Origin of the sequence: Mycobacterium sp. NPDC050041 (genome assembly GCF_049541695.1) — a bacterium.
Classification (GTDB): domain Bacteria; phylum Actinomycetota; class Actinomycetes; order Mycobacteriales; family Mycobacteriaceae; genus Mycobacterium.
In genome coordinates this window covers 158,581-181,563 of the sequence record NZ_JBMVDG010000001.1, presented here as the reverse complement: position 1 = coordinate 181,563, position 22,983 = coordinate 158,581, and the positions used below count along the sequence as shown (strand labels likewise).

General features: G+C 68.0%; 27 protein-coding genes. 18 read left to right on the top strand and 9 right to left on the bottom strand.

Translation table 11 applies throughout. The features are described 5' to 3' along the window. Positions 1 to 51 precede the first annotated feature (51 nt). Complete coding sequence (gene ppk2 / locus ACPCHZ_RS01030; RefSeq protein WP_423483035.1) at positions 52 to 909, top strand: polyphosphate kinase 2; 858 nt, start codon at positions 52 to 54, stop codon at positions 907 to 909. A gap of 40 nt (positions 910 to 949) precedes the next feature. Next, positions 950 to 1,822, top strand: coding sequence for a hypothetical protein (locus ACPCHZ_RS01025; RefSeq protein ID WP_423483034.1), 873 nt, complete (start codon positions 950 to 952; stop codon positions 1,820 to 1,822). Here the strand turns inward: ACPCHZ_RS01025 and ACPCHZ_RS01020 are convergent. The 5 genes from ACPCHZ_RS01020 to ACPCHZ_RS01000 form a co-directional block, all read right to left on the bottom strand. After that, entirely contained in the window at positions 1,802 to 2,698 is an 897-nt protein-coding gene (locus tag ACPCHZ_RS01020) for a crotonase/enoyl-CoA hydratase family protein (protein ID WP_423483033.1), read from the bottom strand. The genes ACPCHZ_RS01025 and ACPCHZ_RS01020 overlap by 21 nt on opposite strands. A 31-nt stretch (positions 2,699 to 2,729) precedes the next feature. After that, positions 2,730 to 2,954, bottom strand: coding sequence for an anti-sigma factor family protein (locus ACPCHZ_RS01015; RefSeq protein ID WP_423483773.1), 225 nt, complete (start codon positions 2,952 to 2,954; stop codon positions 2,730 to 2,732). Between the two features lie 8 nt (positions 2,955 to 2,962). Continuing rightward, on the bottom strand, positions 2,963 to 3,625 hold the full coding sequence (locus ACPCHZ_RS01010; RefSeq protein WP_423483032.1) for an RNA polymerase sigma factor: 663 nt from the start codon (positions 3,623 to 3,625) through the stop codon (positions 2,963 to 2,965). Continuing rightward, positions 3,622 to 4,107, bottom strand: a complete 486-nt coding sequence (locus ACPCHZ_RS01005; protein WP_423483031.1) for a YkgB family protein — start codon at positions 4,105 to 4,107, stop codon at positions 3,622 to 3,624. Before ACPCHZ_RS01005 ends, ACPCHZ_RS01010 begins: the two co-directional genes overlap by 4 nt. A 66-nt stretch (positions 4,108 to 4,173) precedes the next feature. Beyond that, positions 4,174 to 6,207, bottom strand: a complete 2,034-nt coding sequence (locus tag ACPCHZ_RS01000) for a prolyl oligopeptidase family serine peptidase (protein WP_423483030.1) — start codon at positions 6,205 to 6,207, stop codon at positions 4,174 to 4,176. A 64-nt stretch (positions 6,208 to 6,271) separates the two neighbouring features. On the opposite strand from ACPCHZ_RS01000, the gene adh reads away from it, so the two are divergent. From adh to ACPCHZ_RS00970, 6 genes are read left to right on the top strand one after another with little or no spacing between them, the layout of a single operon-like run. Beyond that, positions 6,272 to 7,795 carry an aldehyde dehydrogenase gene (gene adh / locus ACPCHZ_RS00995; RefSeq protein ID WP_423483029.1) on the top strand — a complete coding sequence of 508 codons (1,524 nt, stop codon included), beginning with the start codon at positions 6,272 to 6,274 and terminating at the stop codon, positions 7,793 to 7,795. A 28-nt stretch (positions 7,796 to 7,823) separates the two neighbouring features. Continuing rightward, positions 7,824 to 8,339 carry a DUF779 domain-containing protein gene (locus ACPCHZ_RS00990; protein WP_423483028.1) on the top strand — a complete coding sequence of 172 codons (516 nt, stop codon included), beginning with the start codon at positions 7,824 to 7,826 and terminating at the stop codon, positions 8,337 to 8,339. 30 nt (positions 8,340 to 8,369) lie between these two features. Next, positions 8,370 to 8,648, top strand: a complete 279-nt coding sequence (locus tag ACPCHZ_RS00985; protein WP_423483027.1) for a putative holin — start codon at positions 8,370 to 8,372, stop codon at positions 8,646 to 8,648. Next, complete coding sequence (locus ACPCHZ_RS00980; protein ID WP_423483026.1) at positions 8,641 to 9,177, top strand: hypothetical protein; 537 nt, start codon at positions 8,641 to 8,643, stop codon at positions 9,175 to 9,177. Before ACPCHZ_RS00985 ends, ACPCHZ_RS00980 begins: the two co-directional genes overlap by 8 nt. Before the next feature lie 31 nt (positions 9,178 to 9,208). Continuing rightward, positions 9,209 to 10,603, top strand: a complete 1,395-nt coding sequence (lpdA, locus tag ACPCHZ_RS00975) for a dihydrolipoyl dehydrogenase (RefSeq protein WP_364973520.1) — start codon at positions 9,209 to 9,211, stop codon at positions 10,601 to 10,603. Continuing rightward, positions 10,600 to 10,869: a hypothetical protein gene (locus tag ACPCHZ_RS00970; protein ID WP_423483025.1), complete on the top strand. Its 270-nt coding sequence runs from the start codon at positions 10,600 to 10,602 to the stop codon at positions 10,867 to 10,869. Before lpdA ends, ACPCHZ_RS00970 begins: the two co-directional genes overlap by 4 nt. Positions 10,870 to 10,872: 3 nt before the next feature. On the opposite strand, the gene ACPCHZ_RS00965 is transcribed toward ACPCHZ_RS00970, so the two are convergent. Beyond that, positions 10,873 to 11,424 (bottom strand): carboxymuconolactone decarboxylase family protein, encoded by a 552-nt coding sequence (locus tag ACPCHZ_RS00965; RefSeq protein ID WP_423483024.1) that lies wholly within the window; start codon positions 11,422 to 11,424, stop codon positions 10,873 to 10,875. 54 nt (positions 11,425 to 11,478) lie between these two features. After that, entirely contained in the window at positions 11,479 to 12,912 is a 1,434-nt protein-coding gene (ramB, locus tag ACPCHZ_RS00960) for an acetate metabolism transcriptional regulator RamB (RefSeq protein ID WP_364973513.1), read from the bottom strand. A gap of 161 nt (positions 12,913 to 13,073) precedes the next feature. Here ramB and ACPCHZ_RS00955 point away from each other — a divergent pair, with 161 nt between their 5' ends. From ACPCHZ_RS00955 to ACPCHZ_RS00940, 4 genes are all read left to right on the top strand, one after another. Further along, positions 13,074 to 13,850 carry an acyl-ACP thioesterase domain-containing protein gene (locus ACPCHZ_RS00955; RefSeq protein ID WP_423483772.1) on the top strand — a complete coding sequence of 259 codons (777 nt, stop codon included), beginning with the start codon at positions 13,074 to 13,076 and terminating at the stop codon, positions 13,848 to 13,850. 267 nt (positions 13,851 to 14,117) lie between these two features. Then, entirely contained in the window at positions 14,118 to 15,404 is a 1,287-nt protein-coding gene (gene aceA, locus ACPCHZ_RS00950; RefSeq protein WP_264013083.1) for an isocitrate lyase, read from the top strand. 67 nt (positions 15,405 to 15,471) lie between these two features. Further along, the gene (locus ACPCHZ_RS00945) at positions 15,472 to 16,326 is read left to right on the top strand and encodes a 3-hydroxybutyryl-CoA dehydrogenase (RefSeq protein ID WP_423483023.1); all 855 of its coding nucleotides are present in this window, start codon (positions 15,472 to 15,474) and stop codon (positions 16,324 to 16,326) included. A gap of 112 nt (positions 16,327 to 16,438) precedes the next feature. Beyond that, entirely contained in the window at positions 16,439 to 17,344 is a 906-nt protein-coding gene (locus ACPCHZ_RS00940; RefSeq protein WP_423483022.1) for an endonuclease domain-containing protein, read from the top strand. Between the two features lie 10 nt (positions 17,345 to 17,354). On the opposite strand, the gene ACPCHZ_RS00935 is transcribed toward ACPCHZ_RS00940, so the two are convergent. Together ACPCHZ_RS00935 and ACPCHZ_RS00930 are read right to left on the bottom strand one after the other, a co-directional pair. Then, the gene (locus ACPCHZ_RS00935) at positions 17,355 to 18,224 is read right to left on the bottom strand and encodes a polyphosphate kinase 2 family protein (RefSeq protein ID WP_423483021.1); all 870 of its coding nucleotides are present in this window, start codon (positions 18,222 to 18,224) and stop codon (positions 17,355 to 17,357) included. After that, complete coding sequence (locus tag ACPCHZ_RS00930) at positions 18,221 to 18,919, bottom strand: TetR/AcrR family transcriptional regulator (protein WP_423483020.1); 699 nt, start codon at positions 18,917 to 18,919, stop codon at positions 18,221 to 18,223. Before ACPCHZ_RS00930 ends, ACPCHZ_RS00935 begins: the two co-directional genes overlap by 4 nt. Positions 18,920 to 19,019: 100 nt before the next feature. Here ACPCHZ_RS00930 and ACPCHZ_RS00925 point away from each other — a divergent pair, with 100 nt between their 5' ends. The 6 genes from ACPCHZ_RS00925 to deoC all read left to right on the top strand — a co-directional run bounded on the left by ACPCHZ_RS00925 (position 19,020) and on the right by deoC (position 22,976). Further along, complete coding sequence (locus tag ACPCHZ_RS00925; protein ID WP_423483771.1) at positions 19,020 to 20,348, top strand: DUF445 domain-containing protein; 1,329 nt, start codon at positions 19,020 to 19,022, stop codon at positions 20,346 to 20,348. Positions 20,349 to 20,442: 94 nt separating this feature from the next. Then, positions 20,443 to 20,847, top strand: a complete 405-nt coding sequence (locus ACPCHZ_RS00920) for a helix-turn-helix domain-containing protein (RefSeq protein ID WP_423483019.1) — start codon at positions 20,443 to 20,445, stop codon at positions 20,845 to 20,847. 63 nt (positions 20,848 to 20,910) lie between these two features. Next, complete coding sequence (locus ACPCHZ_RS00915; RefSeq protein WP_423483018.1) at positions 20,911 to 21,567, top strand: heparin-binding hemagglutinin; 657 nt, start codon at positions 20,911 to 20,913, stop codon at positions 21,565 to 21,567. Between the two features lie 36 nt (positions 21,568 to 21,603). Beyond that, positions 21,604 to 21,888: a DUF2516 family protein gene (locus tag ACPCHZ_RS00910; protein WP_264013091.1), complete on the top strand. Its 285-nt coding sequence runs from the start codon at positions 21,604 to 21,606 to the stop codon at positions 21,886 to 21,888. A gap of 3 nt (positions 21,889 to 21,891) precedes the next feature. Beyond that, the gene (locus tag ACPCHZ_RS00905; RefSeq protein WP_423483017.1) at positions 21,892 to 22,299 is read left to right on the top strand and encodes a DUF2599 domain-containing protein; all 408 of its coding nucleotides are present in this window, start codon (positions 21,892 to 21,894) and stop codon (positions 22,297 to 22,299) included. After that, positions 22,299 to 22,976: a deoxyribose-phosphate aldolase gene (gene deoC / locus ACPCHZ_RS00900; RefSeq protein WP_423483016.1), complete on the top strand. Its 678-nt coding sequence runs from the start codon at positions 22,299 to 22,301 to the stop codon at positions 22,974 to 22,976. The genes ACPCHZ_RS00905 and deoC overlap by 1 nt, the downstream gene beginning before the upstream one ends. The last annotated feature ends 7 nt before the right edge of the window (positions 22,977 to 22,983 follow it).

The following is a 22,983-nucleotide window of genomic DNA, read 5'->3' as shown; positions in this document are numbered from 1 at the left end:
GTTCACTTCGGCGTCACCTCCGCGTACCGCGGAGCCGTTACGTTCGGCGCCGTGACCCTGGTGACCGACGGATACACCGTCCGCGACGATGACGACGACGACCCGGTGCTGCTCGTGCAGCCCGGCGGACGGCCCGTCGACACGTGGCGGGAGAACTACCCGTACGACGAGCGGATGAGCCGCGAGGAGTACGAGCAGCAGAAGCGGCTGCTGCAGATCGAACTGCTCAAGCTGCAGAAGTGGAGCCAGGCCAACGGTCTCCGGCACGTCATCGTGTTCGAGGGTCGCGACGCGGCGGGCAAGGGCGGCACCATCAAGCGCTTCATGGAGCACCTCAATCCCCGCGGCGCGCGGGTGGTGGCGCTGGAGAAGCCGACCGAGCGCGAACAGACGCAGTGGTACTTCCAGCGCTACGTACCCCATCTGCCCGCCGCAGGGGAGATGGTGATGTTCGACCGGTCCTGGTACAACCGCGCAGGCGTCGAACGCGTGATGGGTTACTGCTCGGCCGAGCAGCACGCCGAGTTCATCAGGCAGGCACCGCTTTTCGAGCAGATGCTGGTGAACGACGGCATCAGCCTGACCAAACTGTGGTTCTCGGTCACCCAGAGCGAACAGCTCACCCGCTTCACGATCCGGCAGGTCGACCCGGTGCGGCAGTGGAAGCTGTCGCCGACGGACCTGGCGTCGCTGGACAAGTGGGACGACTACACGCAAGCCAAAGAGGACATGTTCGGGCTCACCGACACCGAGGTCGCCCCGTGGATCGTGGTCAAGAGCAACGACAAGAAGCGCGCCCGGATCAACGCCATGCGGCACGTGCTCGGTAAGTTCGACTACGACAACAAGGACCACGAGGTGGTCGGCCGTGCGGACCCGCTGATCGTGGGACGGGCGCTGACAGACTGAATCCCTCGCGGTCCCTCACCGACGTGGGAAGGCCCGAGGCGTGCGATTCGTCATGACGGTGCTGCTGTGGCTCGTCACGACGGCAGCCCTCGCGGTGGCGGTCCCGACCGCGTGGGCCCAGACGACCGTGGTCAGCGAGGACGGCTACGCCGGATTCGCCGCCTCGGCCGCCGAGGATCCCTCGCTGCAGCAGGCGGTCGCCGCCGCGTTGACCACCCAGATCCTCGACCTGGCCGGCGACAACGGATATGGGGATCTCAACGCCGCCCTGGTCCGCAAGGTCGCCACGTCCTACACCGGCAACGCCGGCTTCCCCGGCCAGTTCGCGCAGGCCAACCGCATCGCGCACCGCTACGTGTTCACCGACTCGGCGCAGCCCGGCGGTCAGCAGAACCAGTGGCTGATCGACGTAGCGCCGATGCTCTCGGATTCGTCGTTTCGTGCGACGCTGGGCGACCTCAACCTCGGCGTGCCCGAGACGCTCGAGGTGCCGATCACCGTCCCGTCGGCGGAGCTGCGGCCGGGCAAGCTGCGGCCGCTGGCCACGTGGACGCCGTGGGCCGCCGTCGGCTCGGCGGTGCTGGCCGGGGTGTTCGCGCTGCTGACCCTGGCCGCCGCCCGGTCGCGCGGCAAAGCCGTTGCCGCACTGGGCGTATCGGCGCTGCTGGTGGGTGCCGCGGGCTGGGCCGCACTGGAGGTCGCCCGCGGACGTGTCGACGGCGCGCTCGGCAACACCACCGGTGACATCCGGCTGATCGCCGACGCGATGGTCGGCCACGCCGAGGACAGCCTGCACCATTGGTTCAACCTGACCCTGGCCGCGGGCGGCGCGCTGGTGGCGGCCGGTGTGGTGGTGGCGATGCTCGGCGGGCTGCGCGGTCGCGAACGGCGTTCAGGGTTCGATCACGTGTGACGGATCCGGCCTGCGCTCCGGCGGCGCCTGGCTGTAGTCACCCCATGGTCCGTCACGGCGCTCGACCGCGGCCCGCACACCCTGATCGGAAGCGGTGCCGATGAAGTCGAGGGCGTCGGGGGTGTTGCGCATCAGCCCGTCGAGGATGCCGCCGAGCGTCTGGGTGGACGCCAGCCCCATGTTCTCGTACGCCTGGTTGACGATGAGTTTCTGAGCCTGCAACTGCGACAGCGGGATGGCGGCGAGCCGCCCGGCGATCTCGGCGACGCGGGCCTCGAGCCGCTCGAACGGCACCGCCTCGTTGATCAACTCCACGTCCGCGGCCTCCCGTCCGGTGAGCGGCTCACCGGTCAGCGAATGCCACTTCACCTTCGCCAGGCTCAGCCGGTAGAGCCACATGCCGGTGAGGTACGCGCCCCACATCCGGCTGTAGGGAGTGCCGATGACAGCGTCCTCACTGGCGATGACGAGGTCGGCGCACAGGGCGTAGTCACTCGCGCCGCCCACACACCAGCCGTGCACCTGGGCGATCACCGGCTTGGACGCCCGCCAGATGGCCATGAACTTCTGCGTCGGGCCGGTCTCGCGAGAGCTGACCATCGCGAAGTCCTTGCCCGGATCCCATCGGCCGTCGGTGTTCATCGCCTCGCCCCACTGACCGAAGCCGCCGCCGAAGTCGTAGCCGCCGGAGAATGCCCGGCCCGCGCCGCGCAACACGATCACCTTGACCGCCGGGTCGCGTTCGGCCAGGCCGATCGCGGTCTCGATCTCGTCGGGCATCGGCGGCACGATCGTGTTGAGCTGGTCGGGCCGGTTCAGGGTGATCGTGGCGATCGGCGCGGCGACGGTGTAGAGCAGGGTCTCGAAGTCGGGCATGGCTGCAGTGTGGCAGGGGAGCGCGCCTGACTCACCGCCAGTCGCGGAACGCGTCGAGCAGCCGGTCCCGGAACACCGGATCGATGGCGTCGTCACCGATTCGGCCGAGGGTGTCGACGGTGGCGCGGAACTGCTGCAGGTAGTGCTCGCAGCCGTCGCATTCGACCAGGTGCACGTCGAAGCGGGCCCGGGTGTCGGGGTCCAGCGAGCCGTCGAGGTAGGCGGTCACCAGTTCGACGAGTTCGTTGCAGTCCATGTCTCCGGTCATCGCTGGTCCTCACCGTCTTTGTCGAGCGCGTCGTCGCGCACATAGTGTTCGAGCGCCTGCCGGACTGCCGCGCGGCCGCGGTGCAGCAGCACCCGCTGGTTGCCCGTCGTGATGCCGAGCAGTTCGCTCACCTCGGCCGAGTCGAGGTCGAGCAGGTCGCGCATGGTGACCACCTGCCGCTGCCGCTCCGGCAGCTTGTCCAGTTCGCGGCGCGCCACCGCCACCAGTTCGTCGCCCAGCACCGACCCCTCCGGGGTGTCGGGAAAAGGCGCGGGTGCGGCATCGGTGCGCCAGTGTCCCGGCCATGCGTCACCGGCGTCGCGGAACCGTGCGGGGTCCACGGTGCCGTCGGTGAACGCCATGATCTGCAGGTCGCCGTCGCGCCGCTCGCGGACCGCCCTGGACTTGGCGATGTTGATCAGCACCGTGAACAGCCAGGTGCGCACCGACGATCGTCCCTCGAATCCCGCAATGCCCTTCAGCAGGGCGATCCACGTCTCCTGCACCACGTCTTCGGCCTGCTCATGGGTGTGGACGTACCCGCGCGCCACCCGCAGCATGGCCGGCGTGTGCAGATCCACCAGTCGCGCGAAGGCGGCCTCGTCGCCGCCCCGTAGGGAGGCGACGAGGGCCGCTTCATCGCCGGTGGCGGTGGTCATCTCGTCGCGAGAGTAGCTCTGCGACGGCCGTTCTCGGCCGACTTCAGCGCATCGGCCAGCGTCCACACCGAGACGGCGATCAGGACGACGTCCTTGACGAGGAACCCACCGCTGAGCGTGAGCATCGGGAAGCCGCCCTCCTCCGCCGCGAACGCGTCGGGCAGGGTGAACAGGAAGCTCAGGGTGGCGAGGAACAGGCCGATGGCGATCACACTGCCGAGGGCCGAAGCGCGGGGCCACAGCGGCTTGACCGCCAGCAGCACCGCGGCCGTCACCTCAACGACGCCGAGCAGCGCCGAGAACGTCGTGACCGAGAAGATGTCGTACACCCAGCTCATCAGCGGGCTGCTGGCGACCAGCGGTTCGATGCCCTTGGCCTCGTAGGTGGTGAACTTCATCAGGCCGAGCCAGCCGATGACGAGGACGAGGCTGTAGCGGATCAGCACCGCCCCCGCCCGCTCGTGGTCGTGGATGGTGATCATGTGCGGCTCCTGACGTCGGATCGGTGATACGACTGAGTGCCGCGCGACCCGCCATCCGTTACACCGCTACGCGTTCAACTTCCGGTGCAAAAACTCGTAGATCAACGCCGACCGGAACGCGGCCTGAGAATTGTCGGCCGCTCCGCCGTGGCCGCCCTCGATGTTCTCGTAGTACTGCACCGGCTGGCCGGCCGCCTCGAGCGCCGCGGTCATCTTGCGGGCATGTCCGGGGTGCACCCGGTCGTCGCGTGTCGACGTGGTGATCAGCACCGGCGGATAGCGCCGATCGGCCGAGATGTTCTGATAGGGAGAGTATTCCGAGATGAACGCCCAATCGTCGGGGTTGTCCGGGTCGCCGTACTCGGCCATCCAGGACGCGCCCGCCAGCAGCAGGTGGAACCGCTTCATGTCCAGCAGGGGCACGCTGCACACCAGGGCGCCGAACAGCTCAGGATACTTCGTCAGCATCACGCCCATCAGCAGGCCGCCGTTGCTGCCGCCCTGGGCGCCCAATTGTTCGACCGTGGTCACGCCGCGGTCTACCAGATCCGCGGCCACCGCCGCGAAGTCCTCGTACACGAGGTGGCGTCCCTCGCGCATCGCCTGTGTGTGCCAGCCCGGGCCGTACTCCCCGCCACCGCGGATGTTCGCCAGCACATAGGTGCCGCCGCGTGACAGCCACAACCGGCCGAGCACCCCGTCGTACCCCGGCGTACGGGACACCTCGAAGCCGCCGTAACCGCCCAGCAGCACCGGTCCCGGCGCCTGGCTGTGCCGGTGCCCGACGACGAAGTAGGGCACCCGGGTGCCGTCGTCCGAGGTGGCGAAGTGCTGGCTGACCTCGAGGTCGGCGGCGTCGAAGAACGACGGCGCCCGCTTGATCTCGGTCGGCTCACTGCCCGCGGTGCCGTGCAGCAGCCGTGACGGCGTGTCGAAACCGCTGGAGTCCAGGAAGATCTCGTCACCGTCGCGGTCGGCGGCCACCACCACGGTGTTGGTGTTCTCCGGAATCCCGGGCACCGGTTCGGCAGACCAGCTGCCCGGCGTCACCACCTGCACCCGGCTCGCCACGTCGGCCAGCGTCACGAGCAGCAACCGGTCGCGGGTCCACGTGTAGTGGTGCAGGCAGGTGTGCTCGTCCGGTTCGAACACCACCTGCAGTTGCGCTGTGCCGGAGAGGAATCGCTCGTAGTCGGCGGCCAGCAGGGAGCCGGCGCGGTACTCGGCGCCACCGGTGCTCCAGTCGGTCCGCAACTCGATGAGCAGCCATTCGCGGTGCGCCGAGACGGTGGCGTCGGTCGGGGCGTCGAGCCGGATGAGCTCGTCGCCGCGCAGTTCATGGACTTCGTCGTTGTAGAAGTCGACCGCTCGCCGCAGCATGGTTCGCTCGAATCCCGTTGTGCGAGAGGTGTATGCGGCCACGACGACATCACTCGGCTCGCCGCTGAACAACGTCTCGGCGTCGGCAAGGGGCTGACCGCGGCGCCACCGCTTGACCAGCCTCGGATAGCCCGAGTCGGTCAGTGAGCCGTTGCCGAAGTCGGTGCCGACCAGCACGGTGTCCTCGTCGACCCAGTCGATCTGGGTCTTCGCCTCCGGCAGTTCGAATCCGCCGTCGACGAATGTCCGTGTCCGCATGTCGAACTCGCGGACGATCGCGGCATCCGATCCGCCCCGGGAGAGGCTGACCAGGGCCAGCGTGTGCTCGGGCTCGATGACGTCGGCGCCCGCCCACACCCAGTTCTCGTCGTCGGCGCGCGCCAGCTCGTCGACGTCGATGACGACGTCCCAGTCGGGGTTCTCGCCGCGGTAGCTGTCCAGGGTGGTGCGCCGCCACAGCCCGCGCGGGTTGGCCGCGTCGCGCCAGAAGTTGTACAGGTACTCGCCGCGGCGCCGCACGTAGGGGATGCGGGCGTCGGTGTCGAGCACCTCCAGCGCCTCGGCGCGCATCTGCTCGAAGCGCTCCCCGGCCAGGCCGGCGAGCGTGGGCTCGTTGTGCGCGCGCACCCAGCCCAGCGCGTCGTCCCCGGTGACGTCTTCGAGCCACAGATGCGGATCGGCTGCGGTGGTCGCGTGGTGCGAGCGCTGTTCAGAAGCCATGGAATTCATTGTGGCGGCGAGCGTACTGTGACCTCAGTTACACCGCTGATCGAGGGAGGCACCCATGACCACCTATGCCCGCCCAGGCTCCGGCGACGCGCTGATGTCGTTCGAGTCGCGGTACGCCAACTTCATCGGCGGTGAGTGGGTGGCGCCGGCCGGCGGGGAGTACTTCGAGAACCCGACGCCGGTCACCGGGCAGGCGTTCTGCGAGATCCCGCGCTCGACCGAGGCCGACATCGATAAGGCCCTCGACGCCGCGCACGCCGCCGCACCGGCCTGGGGCAAGACCTCGCCCGCCGAGCGCGCGGTGATCCTGAACAAGATCGCCGACCGCATCGAGGCGAATCTGGAGTCGCTGGCGCTGGCCGAGTCGTGGGACAACGGCAAGCCGATTCGCGAGACGCTCAACGCCGACATCCCGCTGGCCGTCGACCACTTCCGGTACTTCGCGGGGGCGATCCGCGCTCAGGAGGGGTCGCTGTCCCAGATCGACGACGACACCGTCGCCTACCACTTCCACGAACCACTCGGCGTCGTCGGCCAGATCATCCCCTGGAATTTCCCGATCCTGATGGCCACCTGGAAGCTGGCGCCCGCCCTGGCCGCGGGCAACGCCGTCGTGCTCAAGCCCGCCGAGCAGACACCGGCGTCGATCCTCTACCTGATGTCACTGATCGGCGACCTGCTGCCCGCCGGGGTGCTCAACGTGGTCAACGGCTTCGGCTTCGAGGCGGGCAAGCCGCTGGCGTCGTCGAACCGGATCGCCAAGATCGCGTTCACCGGCGAGACCACCACCGGACGGCTGATCATGCAGTACGCGTCGCAGAACCTCATCCCGGTGACGCTCGAGCTCGGCGGGAAGAGCCCGAACATCTTCTTCTCCGACGTGATGGCCGCCGCCGACGACTACCAGGACAAGGCGCTCGAGGGCTTCACGATGTTCGCGCTCAACCAGGGCGAGGTGTGCACCTGCCCGTCGCGCAGCCTGGTGCAGGCCGACATCTACGACGAGTTCCTCGAGCTGGCCGCGATCCGGACCAAGGCCGTGCGCCAGGGCGACCCACTGGACACCGAGACGATGATCGGCAGCCAGGCCTCCAACGACCAGCTGGAGAAGATCCTGTCCTACATCGAGATCGGCCGCTCCGAAGGCGCCCGGGTGGTCACCGGCGGCGAGCGCGCCGACCTCGGTGGCGACCTCAACGGCGGCTACTACGTGCAGCCGACGATCTTCGCCGGTGACAACGCCATGCGGATCTTCCAGGAGGAGATCTTCGGGCCCGTCGTCGCGGTCACGTCGTTCGACGGCTACGACGACGCCATCCGCATCGCCAACGACACCCTCTACGGCCTGGGCGCCGGCGTGTGGAGCCGCGACGGCAACACCGCCTACCGCGCCGGGCGCGACATCAAGGCCGGCCGGGTGTGGACGAACTGCTATCACGTCTATCCCGCGCACGCGGCGTTCGGCGGTTACAAGCAGTCCGGCATCGGCCGGGAGAACCACAAGATGATGCTCGACCACTACCAGCAGACGAAGAACCTGCTGGTGTCCTACAGCGACAAGGCCCAGGGGTTCTTCTGACGAGCGCTCGCGCGAGGAAACGAGGACCATGACGAGCGTTCGCCCGCACAGGGCGCTGATCACCCGCGCCGCCGCCGACCTGCTCGAGACGCTGCAGGCCCGCTACGGCGCGCTGATGTTCCACCAGTCCGGCGGCTGCTGCGACGGCTCGTCGCCGATGTGTTACCCCGACGGCGACTTCATCGTCGGCGACCGCGACGTCCTGCTCGCCGTGCTCGACGTCGGCGAGGCGGGCGTCCCGGTGTGGATCTCGGGGCCGCAGTTCGAGACGTGGAAGCACACCCAGCTGGTGATCGACGTGGTGCCGGGCCGCGGTGGCGGCTTCAGCCTCGAGGCGCCGGAGGGCAAGCGGTTCCTCAGCCGGGGTCGGGCCTACACCGACGAGGAGAACGCGGCGCTCGCCGCGGATCCGCCGATCACCGGCGCCCGGTACGAGGCCGGCGAGCGCCCGCAGGCGGACGGCACCCACGTCGTTTCCGAGACCGGCCGTGTCGAATCGGATGCATGTCCGTTACCTGGGCGCGCCGCGCAGGTTCAGCGCTGACACGGTTTTCGGCGCTTATCGTTTCCCATCGTGATCCCCCTTCCCAGGGCCTGGCTGCTGACCGGCGCGATGCTGGTCGGCGCCGCGGTGGGCCTGCTCGCCGGGGTGACGACGATCCTGCTCGTCGACGCCAGCGTCCGGCCGGACCTGGTGATCGGCCTGGTCGTCGGCGTGCCCGGAACCATCGGCATGCTCGCCATCCTGTTGTCGGCGCAACGCTGGGTGACCACGATGGGGGCGTTCATCGTCGCCATCGCGCCCGGGTGGTTCGGAGTCCTGACATTGACCCAGGTGGTGAGCGGTGCCTGAGAAGACAGAAGAGCGGACCAGCGACAACACCTCGCCGTACCTGCCGACCTTCGACACCGGCGGGTTCGAGGCACTGCGTGACCCGGTCAAGCCAGCCGCCGAACCCGAACCGGTGCTCGCGCCGACGCCCGACTACGCGCCGCCCGTCGCGTTCGAGGACGTGCCGTCCGAGCCGATGCCCGAAGCCGTGGTCGCCGCTCAGCCCCTCGTCGTGCCGGGCTCCTACCAGTTCGTCAAGCGGTGGATGTTCGCCCTCGTCGTGGCGGGGGTGTGGGTGCTCGCGGCCGGGGTCGGCGTCGGCCTGTACCAGTGGTGGTACATCGATCCCGACCTGACCAAGCGGTGGCCGGTCTTCGCGGTGCTGGTGTACCTGGTGGCGTGCACCGTGGCGGGGCTGCTGGCGGCGATGGTCCAGCACCGGCCGAAGGTGGCGGCGATGGCCATCGGGCTGATGTCGGCGCCGCTCGCGTCGACGGCCGCTGCGGCCGTGCTCTACGGCGGCTACGTGTTCGGCTGGATCGCCCGGTAGCGCACGCCGTCGGCCCACTAGGCTGGTAGGCGTGACCCACTATGACGTCGTCGTCCTCGGAGCCGGTCCCGGCGGGTACGTCGCGGCCATCCGCGCCGCCCAACTGGGGCTGAACACCGCCGTTGTCGAACCCAAGTACTGGGGCGGGGTGTGCCTCAACGTCGGCTGCATCCCGTCGAAAGCGTTGCTGCGCAACGCCGAGCTGTCCCACATCTTCACCAAGGAGGCCAAGACCTTCGGCATCAGCGGGGAGGCGACGTTCGACTACGGCGTCGCCTACGACCGCAGCCGCAAGGTCGCCGACGGCCGCGTCACCGGTGTGCACTTCCTGATGAAGAAGAACAAGATCACCGAGATCCAGGGCTACGGGAAGTTCAAGGACGACCACACGCTGTCGGTCGACCTGAACGACGGTGGCACCGAGGAAGTGACGTTCGACAACATCATCATCGCCACCGGCGCGCACACCAAGCTGGTGCCCGGCACGAAGCTGTCGGAGAACGTCGTCACCTACGAAGAGCAGATCATGGACCGTGAGCTGCCGAAGTCGATCGTCATCGCCGGCGCGGGCGCGATCGGCATGGAGTTCGCCTACGTGATGAAGAACTACGGCACCGAGGTCACCATCGTCGAGTTCCTGCCGCGGGCGCTGCCCAACGAGGACGCCGAGGTCTCCAAGGAGATCGAGAAGCAGTTCAAGAAGCTCGGCGTCAAGATCCTCACCGGCACCAAGGTCGAGTCGATCGACGACGACGGCAAAGAGGTCACCGTCACCGTCAGCAAGGACGGCAAGTCGCAGGAGATCAAGGCCGAGAAGGTGCTGCAGGCCATCGGGTTCGTCCCGAACGTCGAGGGCTACGACCTCGACAAGGCCGGGGTGGAACTCACCGAGCGCGGCGGCATCGGCATCGACGACTACATGCGCACCAACAAGCCGCACGTCTACGCGATCGGCGACGTGACGGGCAAGCTGCAGCTGGCGCACGTCGCCGAGGCGATGGGCGTGGTGGCGGCCGAGACCATCGCCGGCGCGGAGACGCTGCCGCTGGGCGACTACCGGATGATGCCGCGCGCGACGTTCTGTCAGCCCCAGGTGGCCAGCTTCGGGCTCACCGAGGAGCAGGCCCGCGACGAGGGCTACGACGTCGTCGTGGCGAAGTTCCCGTTCACCGCCAACGCCAAGGCACACGGGATGGGTGACCCGAGCGGCTTCGTCAAGCTGATCGCGGACGCGAAGTACGGCGAGCTGATCGGCGGGCACCTCATCGGCCACGACGTCTCCGAACTGCTGCCCGAGCTCACGCTGGCGCAGAAGTGGGACCTGACGGCCACCGAGCTCGCCCGCAACGTGCACACCCACCCGACGATGTCGGAGGCGTTGCAGGAGTGCTTCCACGGCCTCACCGGCCACATGATCAACTTTTGAGAAACGAGCTCGTCGCCGGTATCGGCGGGTTGGTGATCGGCCACGTCCTGTGGCTGATCGGCATCTCGCTGGCCACCAGCACCTCCGACATCAGCTTCTGGGTGCTGCTGGTGGCGGCGGTGTCGCTGCTGCTCGGTGTCGCGGCGGGGGTGCTGGGATGGCGCCACTATCAACGCAAGTCGCACGTGTGGGCGGCATTCCTGTGGTGCCTGCCCGCGGCGCCGGTGCTGTTCTCGATCATCGTGCTCGGCGTGACCTACCTGTAGTGGTCAGTCCGGGAAGTCGAGTGGCACCTGCAACGTGCTGATGGTCGCCGCCAGGCCGTCGTATTGCGCTGCGAGCATGCAGAATTCGATCAGCTGCTGTTTGGTCAGGTGCTTGGCCAGCGCCTTCCACGTCTCCGGTGAGACGCCGCGGGTGACGACGAACTCGTCGGTGGCGGTGATCAGCACCCGCTGCCGGTCGGTGAGGCCGTCGGCGTCCGGGCCGTCGAAGATCCGGGCCTGCGTCGCGGCGTCCACACCGCGGCTGCGGGCCAGCCTGCGGTGCTGCTGCAACTCGTACTCGCAGTCGCGGAGGTGGCCGACGCGCAGGATCACCGTCTCGGCGTCACGGCGGGTGAGCTTGCCGAGCGGGCCGAGCAGCACACCGCTGTAGGGCAGCCAGGCCAGGAACAGCAGGCGGTGCTGGCCGAGCACGTTGAAGAGGCTGAACCGCGGGGCGCGGATCGAGCGGGCGCCCGCCTTGGCGATGGCCCAGTTGAGCGGACCCAGTTCGCGGAAACCGCCGGGCTCGATGCGCGCAGGCTCTACGGAACTCACCTCATCGAGTCTGGCACAGGTTGTGACCGCGGGGACCCGGGCTCTGGTGACGAATCACGACTGCTTCACCAGATACGGCGTCACCGTCGAGCGGTGCTCGTCGAGATCCAGCGCACGGCCGAGCGCCGGGAAGGCCCGCTGCGGGCAGTTGTCCCGCTCGCACACCCGGCACCCCGCGCCGATCGGCGTGGCGACCGAGGCGTCGCCGGACAGATCGAGCCCCTCGGAGTAGACGAGCCGGTGGGCATGCCGCAGTTCGCAACCCAGACCGATCGCGAAGGTCTTGCCGGGCTGCCCGTAGCGCGCCGCGCGCCGTTCCACCGTGCGGGCCACCCACATGTAGTCGCGCCCGTCGGGCATCTGCGCGATCTGCACCAGGATCTTGCCCGGATTGGCGAACGTCTCGTAGACGTTCCACAGCGGGCAGGTGCCACCGCTCGAGGAGAAGTGAAAACCTGTGGCGGACTGCCGTTTCGACATGTTGCCCGCGCGGTCGACACGCACGAACGACAGCGGGACGCCGCGCATCGACGGCCGCTGCAGTGTCGACAGCCGGTGTGCGATGGTCTCGTAGCTGACCGCGTAGAAGGCAGAGAGCCGTTCGACGTCGTAGCGGAAGTTCTCCGCCACATGGTGAAACTGCTGATACGGCAACACCGTCGCCGCCGCGAAGTAGTTGGCGAGCCCGAGGCGGGCCAGCGTGCGGGACTCGTCGCTGGTGAAGGTGCCCTCCTCGACGAGCTTGTCGATGAGGTCGCCGAATTCCAGGTAGCCGAGTTCGGCGGCGAGTTTGAACACCACCTGGCCCGACGAGAGGTGCCCGCCGATCTCGAGGGTCTTCGTCGCGGTGTCGAACCGGTGCATGACGTTCTCACCGAGGTCGTTGCGCCGCACGATCCGCACCCCGTGCACGGCGGTCAGGCGGTCGGACAGTTCGCGGGCCAGTTCGGCGCGGTGCATGCGCAGCCGGATGGTGAGGTCCTCGGCGGCGGTGTCGAGTTCGTCCAGATAGTTCTGCCGGTCGTAGAAGTAGTCGCGCACCTCTTCATGGGGCATGGTGATCGAGCCGGACCCGCTGCCTCCCATGCCGGCATTGCCGAACCGCTCCTCCGTCACCGCGGCGAGCTGTGCGGTGGTCAGCCGGTAGCGCCGGTGTAGGTTGACCATGGCGCGCGCGAGGGTCGGGTGTGCGGCGACGACATCGGCTATCTCGGCGACGTCGACCTCGACGCCGAGGTCGCGGTCCATCGTCAGCTCGCGCAGTTCGGCGACGAGCCGGGTGTCGTCCTGCGAGGCGAAGAAGGTGGCGTCGACGCCGAAGACCTCGGTGATCCGCAGCAGCACGGCCACGGTCAGCGGCCGGACGTCGTGCTCGATCTGGTTCAGGTAGCTCGGCGAGATGTCGAGCTTCTGCGCCAGCGCCGCCTGGCTGTACCCCCGCTCGCTGCGCAGCTGCCGCACGCGCGAGCCGACGAAGGTCTTGGCCATGCTGACCAGCGTAACAACGTGTGAAGGACCGCTTCGCAGCGTTCGCAGGACGGCCGCTGTGGGAGGATCGGGTCGCCTGGCATGATCCGGCCGGGTAACGACCTGGGAGGGTGAACGTGAGCGGCACGCAGGCAGCGGCAGGCGCCGGCCTGGCAAAGACGATGATGCCGGTGCCCGACCCTCACCCCGACGTGTTCGACACCGGGTGGCCGCTGCGCGTCGCCGACGTCGACCGCGCCGGCCGGCTGAAATTCGACGCCGCGACCCGTCACATCCAGGACATCGGCTCCGATCATTTGCGCGAACTGGGCTTCGAGGAGACCCACCCGCTCTGGATCGTGCGTCGCACCATGATCGACCTGATCCGTCCCATCGAGTTCCAGGACATGATGCGGTTGCGCCGCTGGTGCTCGGGCACGTCGAACCGGTGGTGCGAGATGCGGGTGCGCATCGACGGGCGCAAGGGCGGGTTGATGGAGTCCGAGGCGTTCTGGATCAACATCAATCGCGAGACGCAGGGCCCGGCGCGCATCTCGGACGACTTCATCGCCGGGTTGCAGCGCACCACCGATGTGAACCGGCTGCGCTGGAAGGCCTACCTGAGCGCGGGCGCCCGTGAGGACGCCGCCGAGATCCGCGAATGCCCGGTGCGTGTCTCGGACATCGACATCTTCGACCACATGAACAACTCGGTGTACTGGTCGGTGGTCGAGGACTACCTGTTCAGTCACCCCGAGCTGCTGGAGAAGCCGCTGCGGGCCACCATCGAGCACGATCTCCCGGTGGCCCTCGGCGACAAACTGGAGATCATCTCCCACGTCCACCCGCCCGGTTCGACCGACAAGTTCGGTGCGGAGCTGACGGATCGGACTGTTACAACGCTCACATCCGCGGTCGGCGACGAGACGAAAGCGATCGCTTCGCTCTTCACGCTGTAGTCACGCCCGTTTAACAGTACGGGCGTACTGACCAGCGAAAACAGGTTACCGATCAGTAGGATCTGAACCGGTACAGCTGCGAACCGCCTTCGCAATCTTCACAGGATATCCGCGAGTGTTGGCGAAACTTGGCAAGCAAAACGGGTGGACCTGCACTTATATCTTGAGGCATCCTCGTAGGAGCACAGCCGCGAAGTCGTTCGAGTGTTAGCAAGCCGGGAAAGTCGGCCACACCGCAGCGATTCAAGACTTACGAAGGAGCAGTCGATGTCGACCGTTGGCACCCCGAAATCACCCGAGCAGATCAAGCAGGACTGGGACACCAACCCCCGGTGGAAGGGCATCACCCGCGAGTACAGCGCCGAGGACGTCGTCGCGCTGCAGGGCAGCGTCGTCGAGGAGAACACCCTCGCCCGTCGCGGCGCCGAGGTGCTGTGGAGCCAGCTGCACGACCTCGAGTACGTCAACGCGCTCGGCGCCCTGACCGGCAACATGGCCGTCCAGCAGGTTCGTGCCGGGCTGAAGGCCATCTACCTCTCGGGGTGGCAGGTCGCCGGTGACGCCAACCTGTCCGGCCACACCTACCCCGACCAGAGCCTCTACCCGGCCAACTCGGTGCCGCAGGTGGTCCGCCGGATCAACAACGCACTGATGCGCGCCGACCAGATCGCCAAGGTCGAGGGCGACACCTCGATCGAGAACTGGCTGGCCCCGATCGTCGCCGACGGCGAGGCCGGCTTCGGTGGCGCGCTGAACGTCTACGAGCTGCAGAAGGCCATGATCGCCGCCGGTGTCGCCGGTTCGCACTGGGAGGACCAGCTGGCGTCGGAGAAGAAGTGCGGCCACCTCGGTGGCAAGGTGCTGATCCCCACCCAGCAGCACATCCGCACCCTGACCTCTGCGCGCCTGGCCGCCGACGTGGCCGACGTGCCGACCCTGGTCATCGCCCGCACCGACGCGGAGGCGGCCACGCTGATCACCTCCGACGTCGACGAGCGCGATCAGCCGTTCATCACCGGTGAACGGACGAAGGAAGGCTTCTACCGGGTCAAGAACGGCCTGGAGCCCTGCATCGCCCGCGCCAAGGCCTACGCGCCGTACTCCGACCTGATCTGGATGGAGACCGGCACGCCGGACCTCGAGCTGGCCCGCAAGTTCGCCGAGGGCGTCAAGTCGGAGTTCCCCGACCAGATGCTGTCCTACAACTGCTCGCCGTCGTTCAACTGGAAGAAGCACCTGGACGACTCGACCATCGCGAAGTTCCAGAAGGAGCTCGGTGCGATGGGCTTCAAGTTCCAGTTCATCACCCTCGCCGGCTTCCACGCCCTGAACTACTCGATGTTCGATCTGGCCTACGGCTACGCCCGCAACCAGATGAGCGCCTACGTCGAGCTGCAGGAGCGCGAGTTCGCCGCCGAGGAGCGCGGCTACACCGCGACGAAGCACCAGCGCGAGGTCGGCGCCGGCTACTTCGACCGGATCGCCACCACCGTGGACCCGACCAGCTCGACCACGGCGCTGACCGGCTCGACCGAAGAGGGCCAGTTCCACTAGGAGTCAGTTGATAGCGTCAGGCCCCGTCCGTGTTCTCGGGCGGGGCCTGATGCTGTGAGGAGTGGCAGTGAGCATTGAGCGGGTAGGCGTCGTCGGCGCCGGACAGATGGGTGCGGGCATTGCCGAGGTGTCGTTGCGCGCGGGTGTGGACGTCCGCATCTACGAGCCCACCGAGGCGCTTGCCGAGGCGGGTCGCGGGCGCATCGTCTCGTCGCTGGAGCGCGGTGTCAGCAGGGGCAAGCTGACCGAAACCGAACGCGACGAGGCGCTCGCGCGGTTGAGCGTCGCCACCGACATCGCCGACCTGGCCGACCGCCAGCTGGTGGTCGAGGCCATCGTCGAGGATGCGGCCGTCAAGGCGAAGGTCTTCGCGCAGCTCGACGAGGCCATCACCGATCCCGATGCCGTGCTGGCGTCGAACACGTCGAGCATCCCGATCATGAAGATCGCCGCGGCCACCAAGAACCCCAGCCGTGTGCTGGGTCTGCACTTCTTCAACCCGGTGCCGGTGCTGCCGCTGGTCGAACTGGTGCCGACGCTCGTCACGACCGACGAGGCGCTGGCGCGCGTCGAGCAGTTCGCGGGTGAGACGCTCGGCAAGAAGGTGGTGCGCTGCACCGACCGGTCGGGCTTCGTCGTCAACGCGCTGCTGGTGCCCTACCTGCTGTCGGCGATCCGGATGGCCGAGGCCGGCGTCGCCACCGTCGAGGACATCGACACCGCCGTCGTCGCCGGGCTGTCGCACCCGATGGGCCCGCTGAAGCTGTCGGACCTCGTCGGCCTGGACACGCTGAAGCTCATCGCGGACTCGATGTTCGAGGAGTTCAAGGAGCCGCTCTACGGGCCGCCGCCGCTGCTGCAGCGGATGGTCGAGGCCGGCCAGCTGGGCAAGAAGTCGGGCCGGGGCTTCTACACGTATTGATTCCTGGCGCCGACACTACGGTTGTTGACGGTTTTCGCGCGAAATGCGTCAACAACCGTAGTTTCGGCGTAATTCGAGGGAACCGAAGCGGCCGTTCGCGCGCCTAACAGGTGTGCGAGGAGTCGTGCTGGCGTCAGAAGCGATCGCTGCCGGGCAATTGACCCGCAACGACCTGCGCCGCCGATACCTGAAGCTGCACCGCGACGTCTACGCGCCGAGGGACTTGGAACTGACGGCGCTCGACCGCGCCGTCGCCGCATGGCTTTGGTCACGTCGCGCTGCGGTGGTGGCGGGGTGTTCGGCCGCCGCCGTGCTCGGCTCGAAGTGGTTGCCCGCCGATGAACCGGCAGAACTCGCCCGCGTCAGATACCCCTCACCGGCAGGCATCGTCGTGCACAGCGGGATCATCGCCGACGACGAAGTCCGCCGCGTGGACGGAATGGCGTGCACCACGGCCGCCCGCACTGCATACGACCTCGGCCGCCGGCTCACCTTCGAGCGCGCGGTGATTCGCATCGACGCCCTGCTCAATGCGACCGGCGTCCCCGTCGCGACGGTGGGTGCTGTCGCATCGCGCTACCCGGGAGCCCGCGGGATCCGACACCTCCGCCGAGCGCTCGACCTGGTCGACGCGGGCGCCGAGTCACCGCAGGAGACCCGGTTGCGCATTCTGCTCGTGCAGTCCGGGATGCCGCGGCCGGTGACGCAGATTCCCGTCGCCGATCAGCGTGGTCGGGTTCGGCGCCGGATCGACATGGGCTGGCCCGAGTGGATGGTGGGTGTCGAGTACGACGGTGAGCAACACTTCACCAGCCCCGACGACTACGCCGATGACATCGAGCGGTTGGAGTTCCTGGCACACCGCGGCTGGACGATCGTGCGGGTCAGTGGACGGCAATTGCGGTGGGAGAGGCCAGCAGTCGTGCAACGCGTCGACCGGGCACTAGCCGCCGCCGGGATGCCGCGCCGACACTACGGTTCTTGCCGTAAATCAGCCGAAATCCGTCAACAACCGTAGTCTCGGGGAACTAGACCTCGGTGAGGCGGCGCTTCTCCGCCTCGACATCGAAATCGGCAGGCGGCCAAGACAAGTCGAGGCCGTCCAGCGCTTCGATGAGCAGTTCGGTGACCGCGAGGCGGCTGTACCACTTGTGGTCGGAGGGCACGATGTGCCACGGCGCGTAGTCGGTCGACGTGCGGTCGAGCATCGCCTGATAGGCCTCCACGTACTTCGGCCAGAGCTTGCGCTCGTCGATGTCGGCGGGGTTGTACTTCCAATACTTGTCCGGCCGTGCGAGACGCTTCTCCAGTCTCTTCTTCTGCTCGTCGAGTGAGACGAACATCGCGACCTTCACCAGAGTCACTCCGCCGTCGACGAGTTCGCGCTCGAAGGCGTTGATCTCGTCGTAGCGCGTGCCCCACACGTTCGGCGGGACGAGATCGTGCACCCGCACGATCAGCACGTCCTCGTAGTGCGACCGGTCGAACACGCCGATGTGCCCCGCGGGCGGCAGGGCCCTGCGGATGCGCCACAGGTAGTGGTGGGCGAGCTCCTCCTCGGAGGGCTTGCCGAAACTGGTGTACCGCACCCCCTGCGGATTGGCAGCGCCGACAACGTGTTTGACGATCCCGCCCTTGCCTGCGGTGTCCATGCCCTGAAGCACCAACAGAACCGAGCGGGTGTCGCTCCCGCCTTTGCTGCCGGCGTAGAACCGCTCCTGCAGGTCGGCCAGCTGCTCGTTGCGTTCCCACTGGAGGGATTTCGCGTCGCTCTTCGACCCGTCGAAACCGGGCGTCGCGTCGGTGTCGATGTCGGCGACCTTGGAGCCGGGGCGGAAGGCCAGCATGTCGCCCGGCTCGTGAGTCCACTCGTCGGGAAGCTCCGGTTCGGCGGTCATCGATTGATGGGCAGGATCGGCGACGGGTGTGCCTGCCTGCGGAACACCTCGAGCGAGCCGCCGACCTCGACGATTCCGCAGAGCGCGTTCCAGGACAGCATGGTGAGGTAGTCGATCAGTTCGTCGGACGTCATCCGCGGATGCGACATCCACGAGTGGGTGGCCAGCTGGACGCCGCCGACGGTGTGGAACGCCCACGGCTCGACGCCGCTGGTGTCCATCCCCACCTCGGCCATCCGCCGGCGCAACATCACCGCCAACATGCGGGCGATGATCTGCTCGCTGTTCGCGACCGCCTGGTTTTTGCTGGCCGAGTTGTTGGCCATCACGAACCGATAGGGCTCTGGCTCGTTGGCGACCGTCTCGACGTACACGCGGATGATCTCCCGGGTGAGGTCGAAGCCGTCCATGTTCGACGTCAGCGCGGCCGCCATGTTCGGGATCAGTGTGGTCTGCGCGAAGCGCATCATCACCGCGGTGGTCAGGTCGTTCTTGTCGACGAAATAGCGGTACAGCACCGTCTTGGACACTCCGATCTCCGCGGCGATCTCGTCCATGCTGACATTGCTTCCACGTCGGCGGATCGCCTCGAGGGTGCCGTCCACGAGTTCATTGCGCCGGTCGACCTTGTGCTGATGCCAGCGCCGTTTGCGTCCATCGGTCTTGACCGCCACCGGCGGGGTCTGCTGTGCCACTATCCCCGTAGTCCATTCCGTAGTCCCTCTCGATACTACGACCCGCCGTCGGGGATCGGCGCGGTCAGGACGGGTACAGAGCGGCATGGCCCATGATGGATTGGTGGCACACAGAGCAGACGTCGAACCGGCACCGGTGGCACAGAAGGCGAGTTTCGCCGAGGCGCTCGCCGGCGCGGACTCCGCGGCCGACGCCGAGCGGCGCCGCGCACTGCGCCGGATGAAGGCCGTTGCGCTCGGATTCCTGCTCGGGGCCACCGTCGTGTTCCTGGTGTGCACGTGGGCGCAGTCCCAGGGTGCGCCGGGGTGGGTGGGTTATGTGCGGGCCGCCGCGGAGGCCGGCATGGTCGGCGCGCTGGCCGACTGGTTCGCCGTCACGGCCCTGTTCAAGCACCCGCTGGGCATCCCGATCCCGCACACCGCGATCATCAAGCGCAAGAAGGACCAGCTCGGCGAGGGTCTTGGCATGTTCGTCCGGGAGAACTTCCTGTCGCCGGAGAACGTCGAGACCAAGCTGCGCTCCGCCGACGTGGCCAGCCGCACCGGCAAGTGGCTCGCCGAGCCCGTCAACGCCGCCCGTGTCGCTGGCGAAACCTCCACGGTGCTGCGGGTGCTGGTGGAGATGTTGCGCGACGAGGACGTCCAACAGGTGCTGGACAAGATGATCGTCAAGCGTGTCGCCGAGCCGCAGTGGGGGCCGCCGGTCGGCCGGGTGCTCAACGAGCTGCTCGTCGCGGGGCGGCAGGAGGCGCTGATCCAGCTGCTGGCCGACCGTGCGTTCCAGTGGTCGCTCAACGCCGGCGAGATCATCGAGCGTGTCATCGAGCGCGACTCCCCGCAGTGGTCACCGCGCTGGGTCGACCATCTGGTGGGCGACCGGATCCACCGTGAGTTGATGGACTTCACCGACAAGGTCCGCCGCAATCCCGACCACGAGCTGCGGCGGTCGGCGACCAAGTTCCTGTTCGAGTTCGCCAACGACCTGCAGCACGACGAGGCGACGATCCAGCGCGCGGAGAACGTCAAAGAGCAGATCATGGCCCGCGACGAGGTGACCAGGGCGGCCGAGACGGCGTGGACGGCGGCCAAGCGGATCATCCTCGAGTCGGTGGACGACCCGTCCTCGACGTTGCGGAGCCGCATCGCGGATTCGGTGATCCGCATCGGCGAGTCGCTGCGTGACGACGTCGATCTGCGTCGCAAGGTCGACAACTGGATCGTGCGGGGCGCTCAGCACCTGGTCGCCGAATACGGGGCGGAGATCACCACGATCATCACCGACACCATCGAGCGATGGGACGCCGAGGAGGCCAGCGACCGGATCGAATTGCACGTCGGCCGCGACCTGCAATTCATCCGCATCAACGGCACCGTGGTGGGCTCGCTGGCGGGCCTCGCCATCTACTCGATAGCCCAGCTACTCTTCTGACCTGCGCTAGCTAGTGCTTGCAAAAGTTAGCACTCCGTCGTACGGTTGATTCCGACACCAATCGGATACCCGACGCACGGAGGGGGCTGGGACCATGCAGCAGGATGAGAATCTTGCCGCGGTCGTGACCACCGCCGCGCAGGACATCGGCAGCTTCATCCGGAGCCAGCGCGAAGCGGCCCAGGTATCGGTGCGGCAACTGGCCGAAAAGGCCGGCGTCAGCAATCCCTACCTCAGTCAGATCGAGCGGGGGTTGCGCAAACCGTCCGCCGACGTGCTCAACCAGATCGCGAAGGCGTTGCGGGTGTCAGCCGAAGTGCTCTACGTACGGGCCGGAATCCTCGAGCCGAGCGAGACCAGTGAAGTCCGCGACGCCATCGTCAACGACGCGGCGATCAACGAGCGGCAGAAGCGGGTCCTGCTCGACATCTACTCGTCGTTCTGCGAGCAGAACGAGGCCGCCGAACTCCCGGCGGAAGGGGAGCCGACGACTGACTGAGAACAGATCCGCCCGCGAGAACCGCACATCTGAATGAAGACAGATCCTGAAAGGAAATACGACATGGCCGAGAAGAACCAGCAGCAGAACCTCGACATCGAAGACCTGAAAGCGCCGCTGCTCGCGGCCGTGGGCGCCGCCGACCTGGCGCTCGCCACCGTCAACGAGATCGTGGCCAGCCTGCGTGACCGTGCCGGCGAGGCCCGCACCGACGCGAACAGCCGCCTCGAGGAGCGCCGCGCCCGGCTGAACAAGCTGCAGGAAGAGATCCCCGCACAGGTGGGCGAGCTGCGCGAGCGGCTGACCACCGAAGAGCTGCGCAAGGCGGCCGAGGGGTACGCCGACGCAGCGCAGACCACCTACGTGAAGCTGGTCGAGCGTGGCGAGGCCGCACTCGAGCGGCTGCGCAGCCAGCCGGCCCTCGAGGACGCCGCCAACCGCGTCGAGGGAATCACCGACCAGGCCGTCGAGCTGACCCAGGAGGCGCTCGGCAACGTGGCAACGCAGACCCGCGCCGTCGGTGAGCGCGCCGCCAAGCTGGTGGGCGTCGAGCTGCCGAAGCGGGCCGAGGGCGCCTCAGAGCCGGTGAAGAAGGCCGCCGTCAAGGCGCCGGCCCCCACCCCGGCCAAGAAGACCGCTCCGGCGCCTGCCGCCAAGAAGGCCCCGGCCAAGAAGGCCCCGGCCAAGAAGGCCCCGGCCAAGAAGGTCACACAGAAGTAATTCGACGCACGGATGGCGCCCGCTTAGGGTGGTGAGGTGATACTTGCCGACCTAGCGGGCGTCATCTCTTTCGCCCTGGTCCTCGTCGTCCTGGTGGTGGGCGTCTACTCGTTCGTGCACGCGGCGATCCAGCGGACCGACGCCTACCCGGCCGCGGGCAAGCTCACCAAGCCGGTCTGGCTGGCCATCCTGGGCGTGAGCGTGCTGCTGCTGCTCCTGCTGCAGGACGTGTTCGGCGCCGCGATCTGCGCCTGCGCCGCCGGCGTCTATCTCGTCGACGTGCGGCCCAAGATCCTGGAGATCCAAGGGAAGTCGCGCTGACCCGTGCGACCCGTCGTCACCGCCGCGCTGGCGGCCCTCAGCATCACCGTCTCCGCTGCGTTCACCGTGCTGCCCACGGCCGCGGCCGACCCGGTTCCGGGTCCGCGGTATGTCGACCACGTCGAGTGGGCCAAGTGGGGTGACCTGTCCAGCCTGCGGGTGTACCCGACGCCGTCCGCCCGGCAGGCCGCGTCCGCGCCGGCGGACGAGGCGTGGGCCGAGGTGCTCGCGCTCTCCCCGGATGCCGAGATCCCCGGTCTGCGTGAACAATTCCTGTGCCACTGGCAGTTCGCCGAGATGGTCGAACCCGGCAAGGTGAGCTGGAATCTCGAGCCGTGGCGACCGGAGGTGACCGGCGAGGAGATGATGGCCGCCGGCTGCAACCCGGGCGGCTCGCTGGAGCCGTTCTGATGGCCTGGACCCGCGACGCGGTGGCCGAACTCGTCGACCACACCCTGCTCAAGCCCCAGGCGACCGAGGCCGACGTCGTCGCGCTGATGCGCGAGGCCGACGCACTCGGTGTGTACGCCGCATGCGTGTCGCCGACGATGGTGGCCGCCGCGAAGTCGGCCCAGGCGCCGGGGCCGGTGATCGCCGCGGTGGTCGGATTCCCCTCGGGCAAGCACTTCTCCGCCGTCAAGGCACACGAGGCGGTGCTGGCGACCGCCGCGGGGGCCGTCGAGATCGACATGGTGATCGACGTCGGCGCCGCCGTCGCGGGCGACTTCGACGCGGTGCGCGACGACATCGCCGCCGTGCGTGCGGCCGTCGGCGAAGGCGTCATCCTCAAGGTGATCCTCGAGTCTGCGGCGCTGCTGGAGCTCGCCGGTGAGCACGCGCTCGTGGAGGCGTGCCGGGCCGCCGAGGCCGCCGATGCCGACTTCGTGAAGACGTCCACCGGGTTCCACCCCAGCGGCGGCGCCTCGGTGGCCGCCGTGGAGTTGATGGCCGCGACGGTCGGGCCGCGGCTCGAGGTCAAGGCCAGCGGCGGCATCCGCACCGCGGCGGACGCGGTGGCGATGCTCGACGCCGGTGCGACGCGGCTGGGCCTGTCTGGGACGCGCGCCGTGCTCGACGCGCTCGACTGACCCGCTT

What these genes read in the sequence shown, in the direction of transcription:
- ACPCHZ_RS00915 (WP_423483018.1), top strand. Translation starts at nt 20,911, where the DNA reads ATGGCCGAGAAGAACCAGCAGCAGAACCTCGACATCGAAGACCTGAAA.
- ACPCHZ_RS00955 (WP_423483772.1), top strand. Translation starts at nt 13,074, where the DNA reads ATGATGCCGGTGCCCGACCCTCACCCCGACGTGTTCGACACCGGGTGG.
- ramB (WP_364973513.1), bottom strand. Translation starts at nt 12,912, where the DNA reads ATGGCCAAGACCTTCGTCGGCTCGCGCGTGCGGCAGCTGCGCAGCGAG.
- ACPCHZ_RS01005 (WP_423483031.1), bottom strand. Translation starts at nt 4,107, where the DNA reads ATGATCACCATCCACGACCACGAGCGGGCGGGGGCGGTGCTGATCCGC.
- ACPCHZ_RS01020 (WP_423483033.1), bottom strand. Translation starts at nt 2,698, where the DNA reads ATGCCCGACTTCGAGACCCTGCTCTACACCGTCGCCGCGCCGATCGCC.
- ACPCHZ_RS00990 (WP_423483028.1), top strand. Translation starts at nt 7,824, where the DNA reads ATGACGAGCGTTCGCCCGCACAGGGCGCTGATCACCCGCGCCGCCGCC.
- ACPCHZ_RS00935 (WP_423483021.1), bottom strand. Translation starts at nt 18,224, where the DNA reads ATGACCGCCGAACCGGAGCTTCCCGACGAGTGGACTCACGAGCCGGGC.
- ACPCHZ_RS01015 (WP_423483773.1), bottom strand. Translation starts at nt 2,954, where the DNA reads ATGGACTGCAACGAACTCGTCGAACTGGTGACCGCCTACCTCGACGGC.
- deoC (WP_423483016.1), top strand. Translation starts at nt 22,299, where the DNA reads ATGGCCTGGACCCGCGACGCGGTGGCCGAACTCGTCGACCACACCCTG.
- ACPCHZ_RS01000 (WP_423483030.1), bottom strand. Translation starts at nt 6,207, where the DNA reads ATGGCTTCTGAACAGCGCTCGCACCACGCGACCACCGCAGCCGATCCG.
- adh (WP_423483029.1), top strand. Translation starts at nt 6,272, where the DNA reads ATGACCACCTATGCCCGCCCAGGCTCCGGCGACGCGCTGATGTCGTTC.
- ACPCHZ_RS01010 (WP_423483032.1), bottom strand. Translation starts at nt 3,625, where the DNA reads ATGACCACCGCCACCGGCGATGAAGCGGCCCTCGTCGCCTCCCTACGG.
- aceA (WP_264013083.1), top strand. Translation starts at nt 14,118, where the DNA reads ATGTCGACCGTTGGCACCCCGAAATCACCCGAGCAGATCAAGCAGGAC.
- ACPCHZ_RS00920 (WP_423483019.1), top strand. Translation starts at nt 20,443, where the DNA reads ATGCAGCAGGATGAGAATCTTGCCGCGGTCGTGACCACCGCCGCGCAG.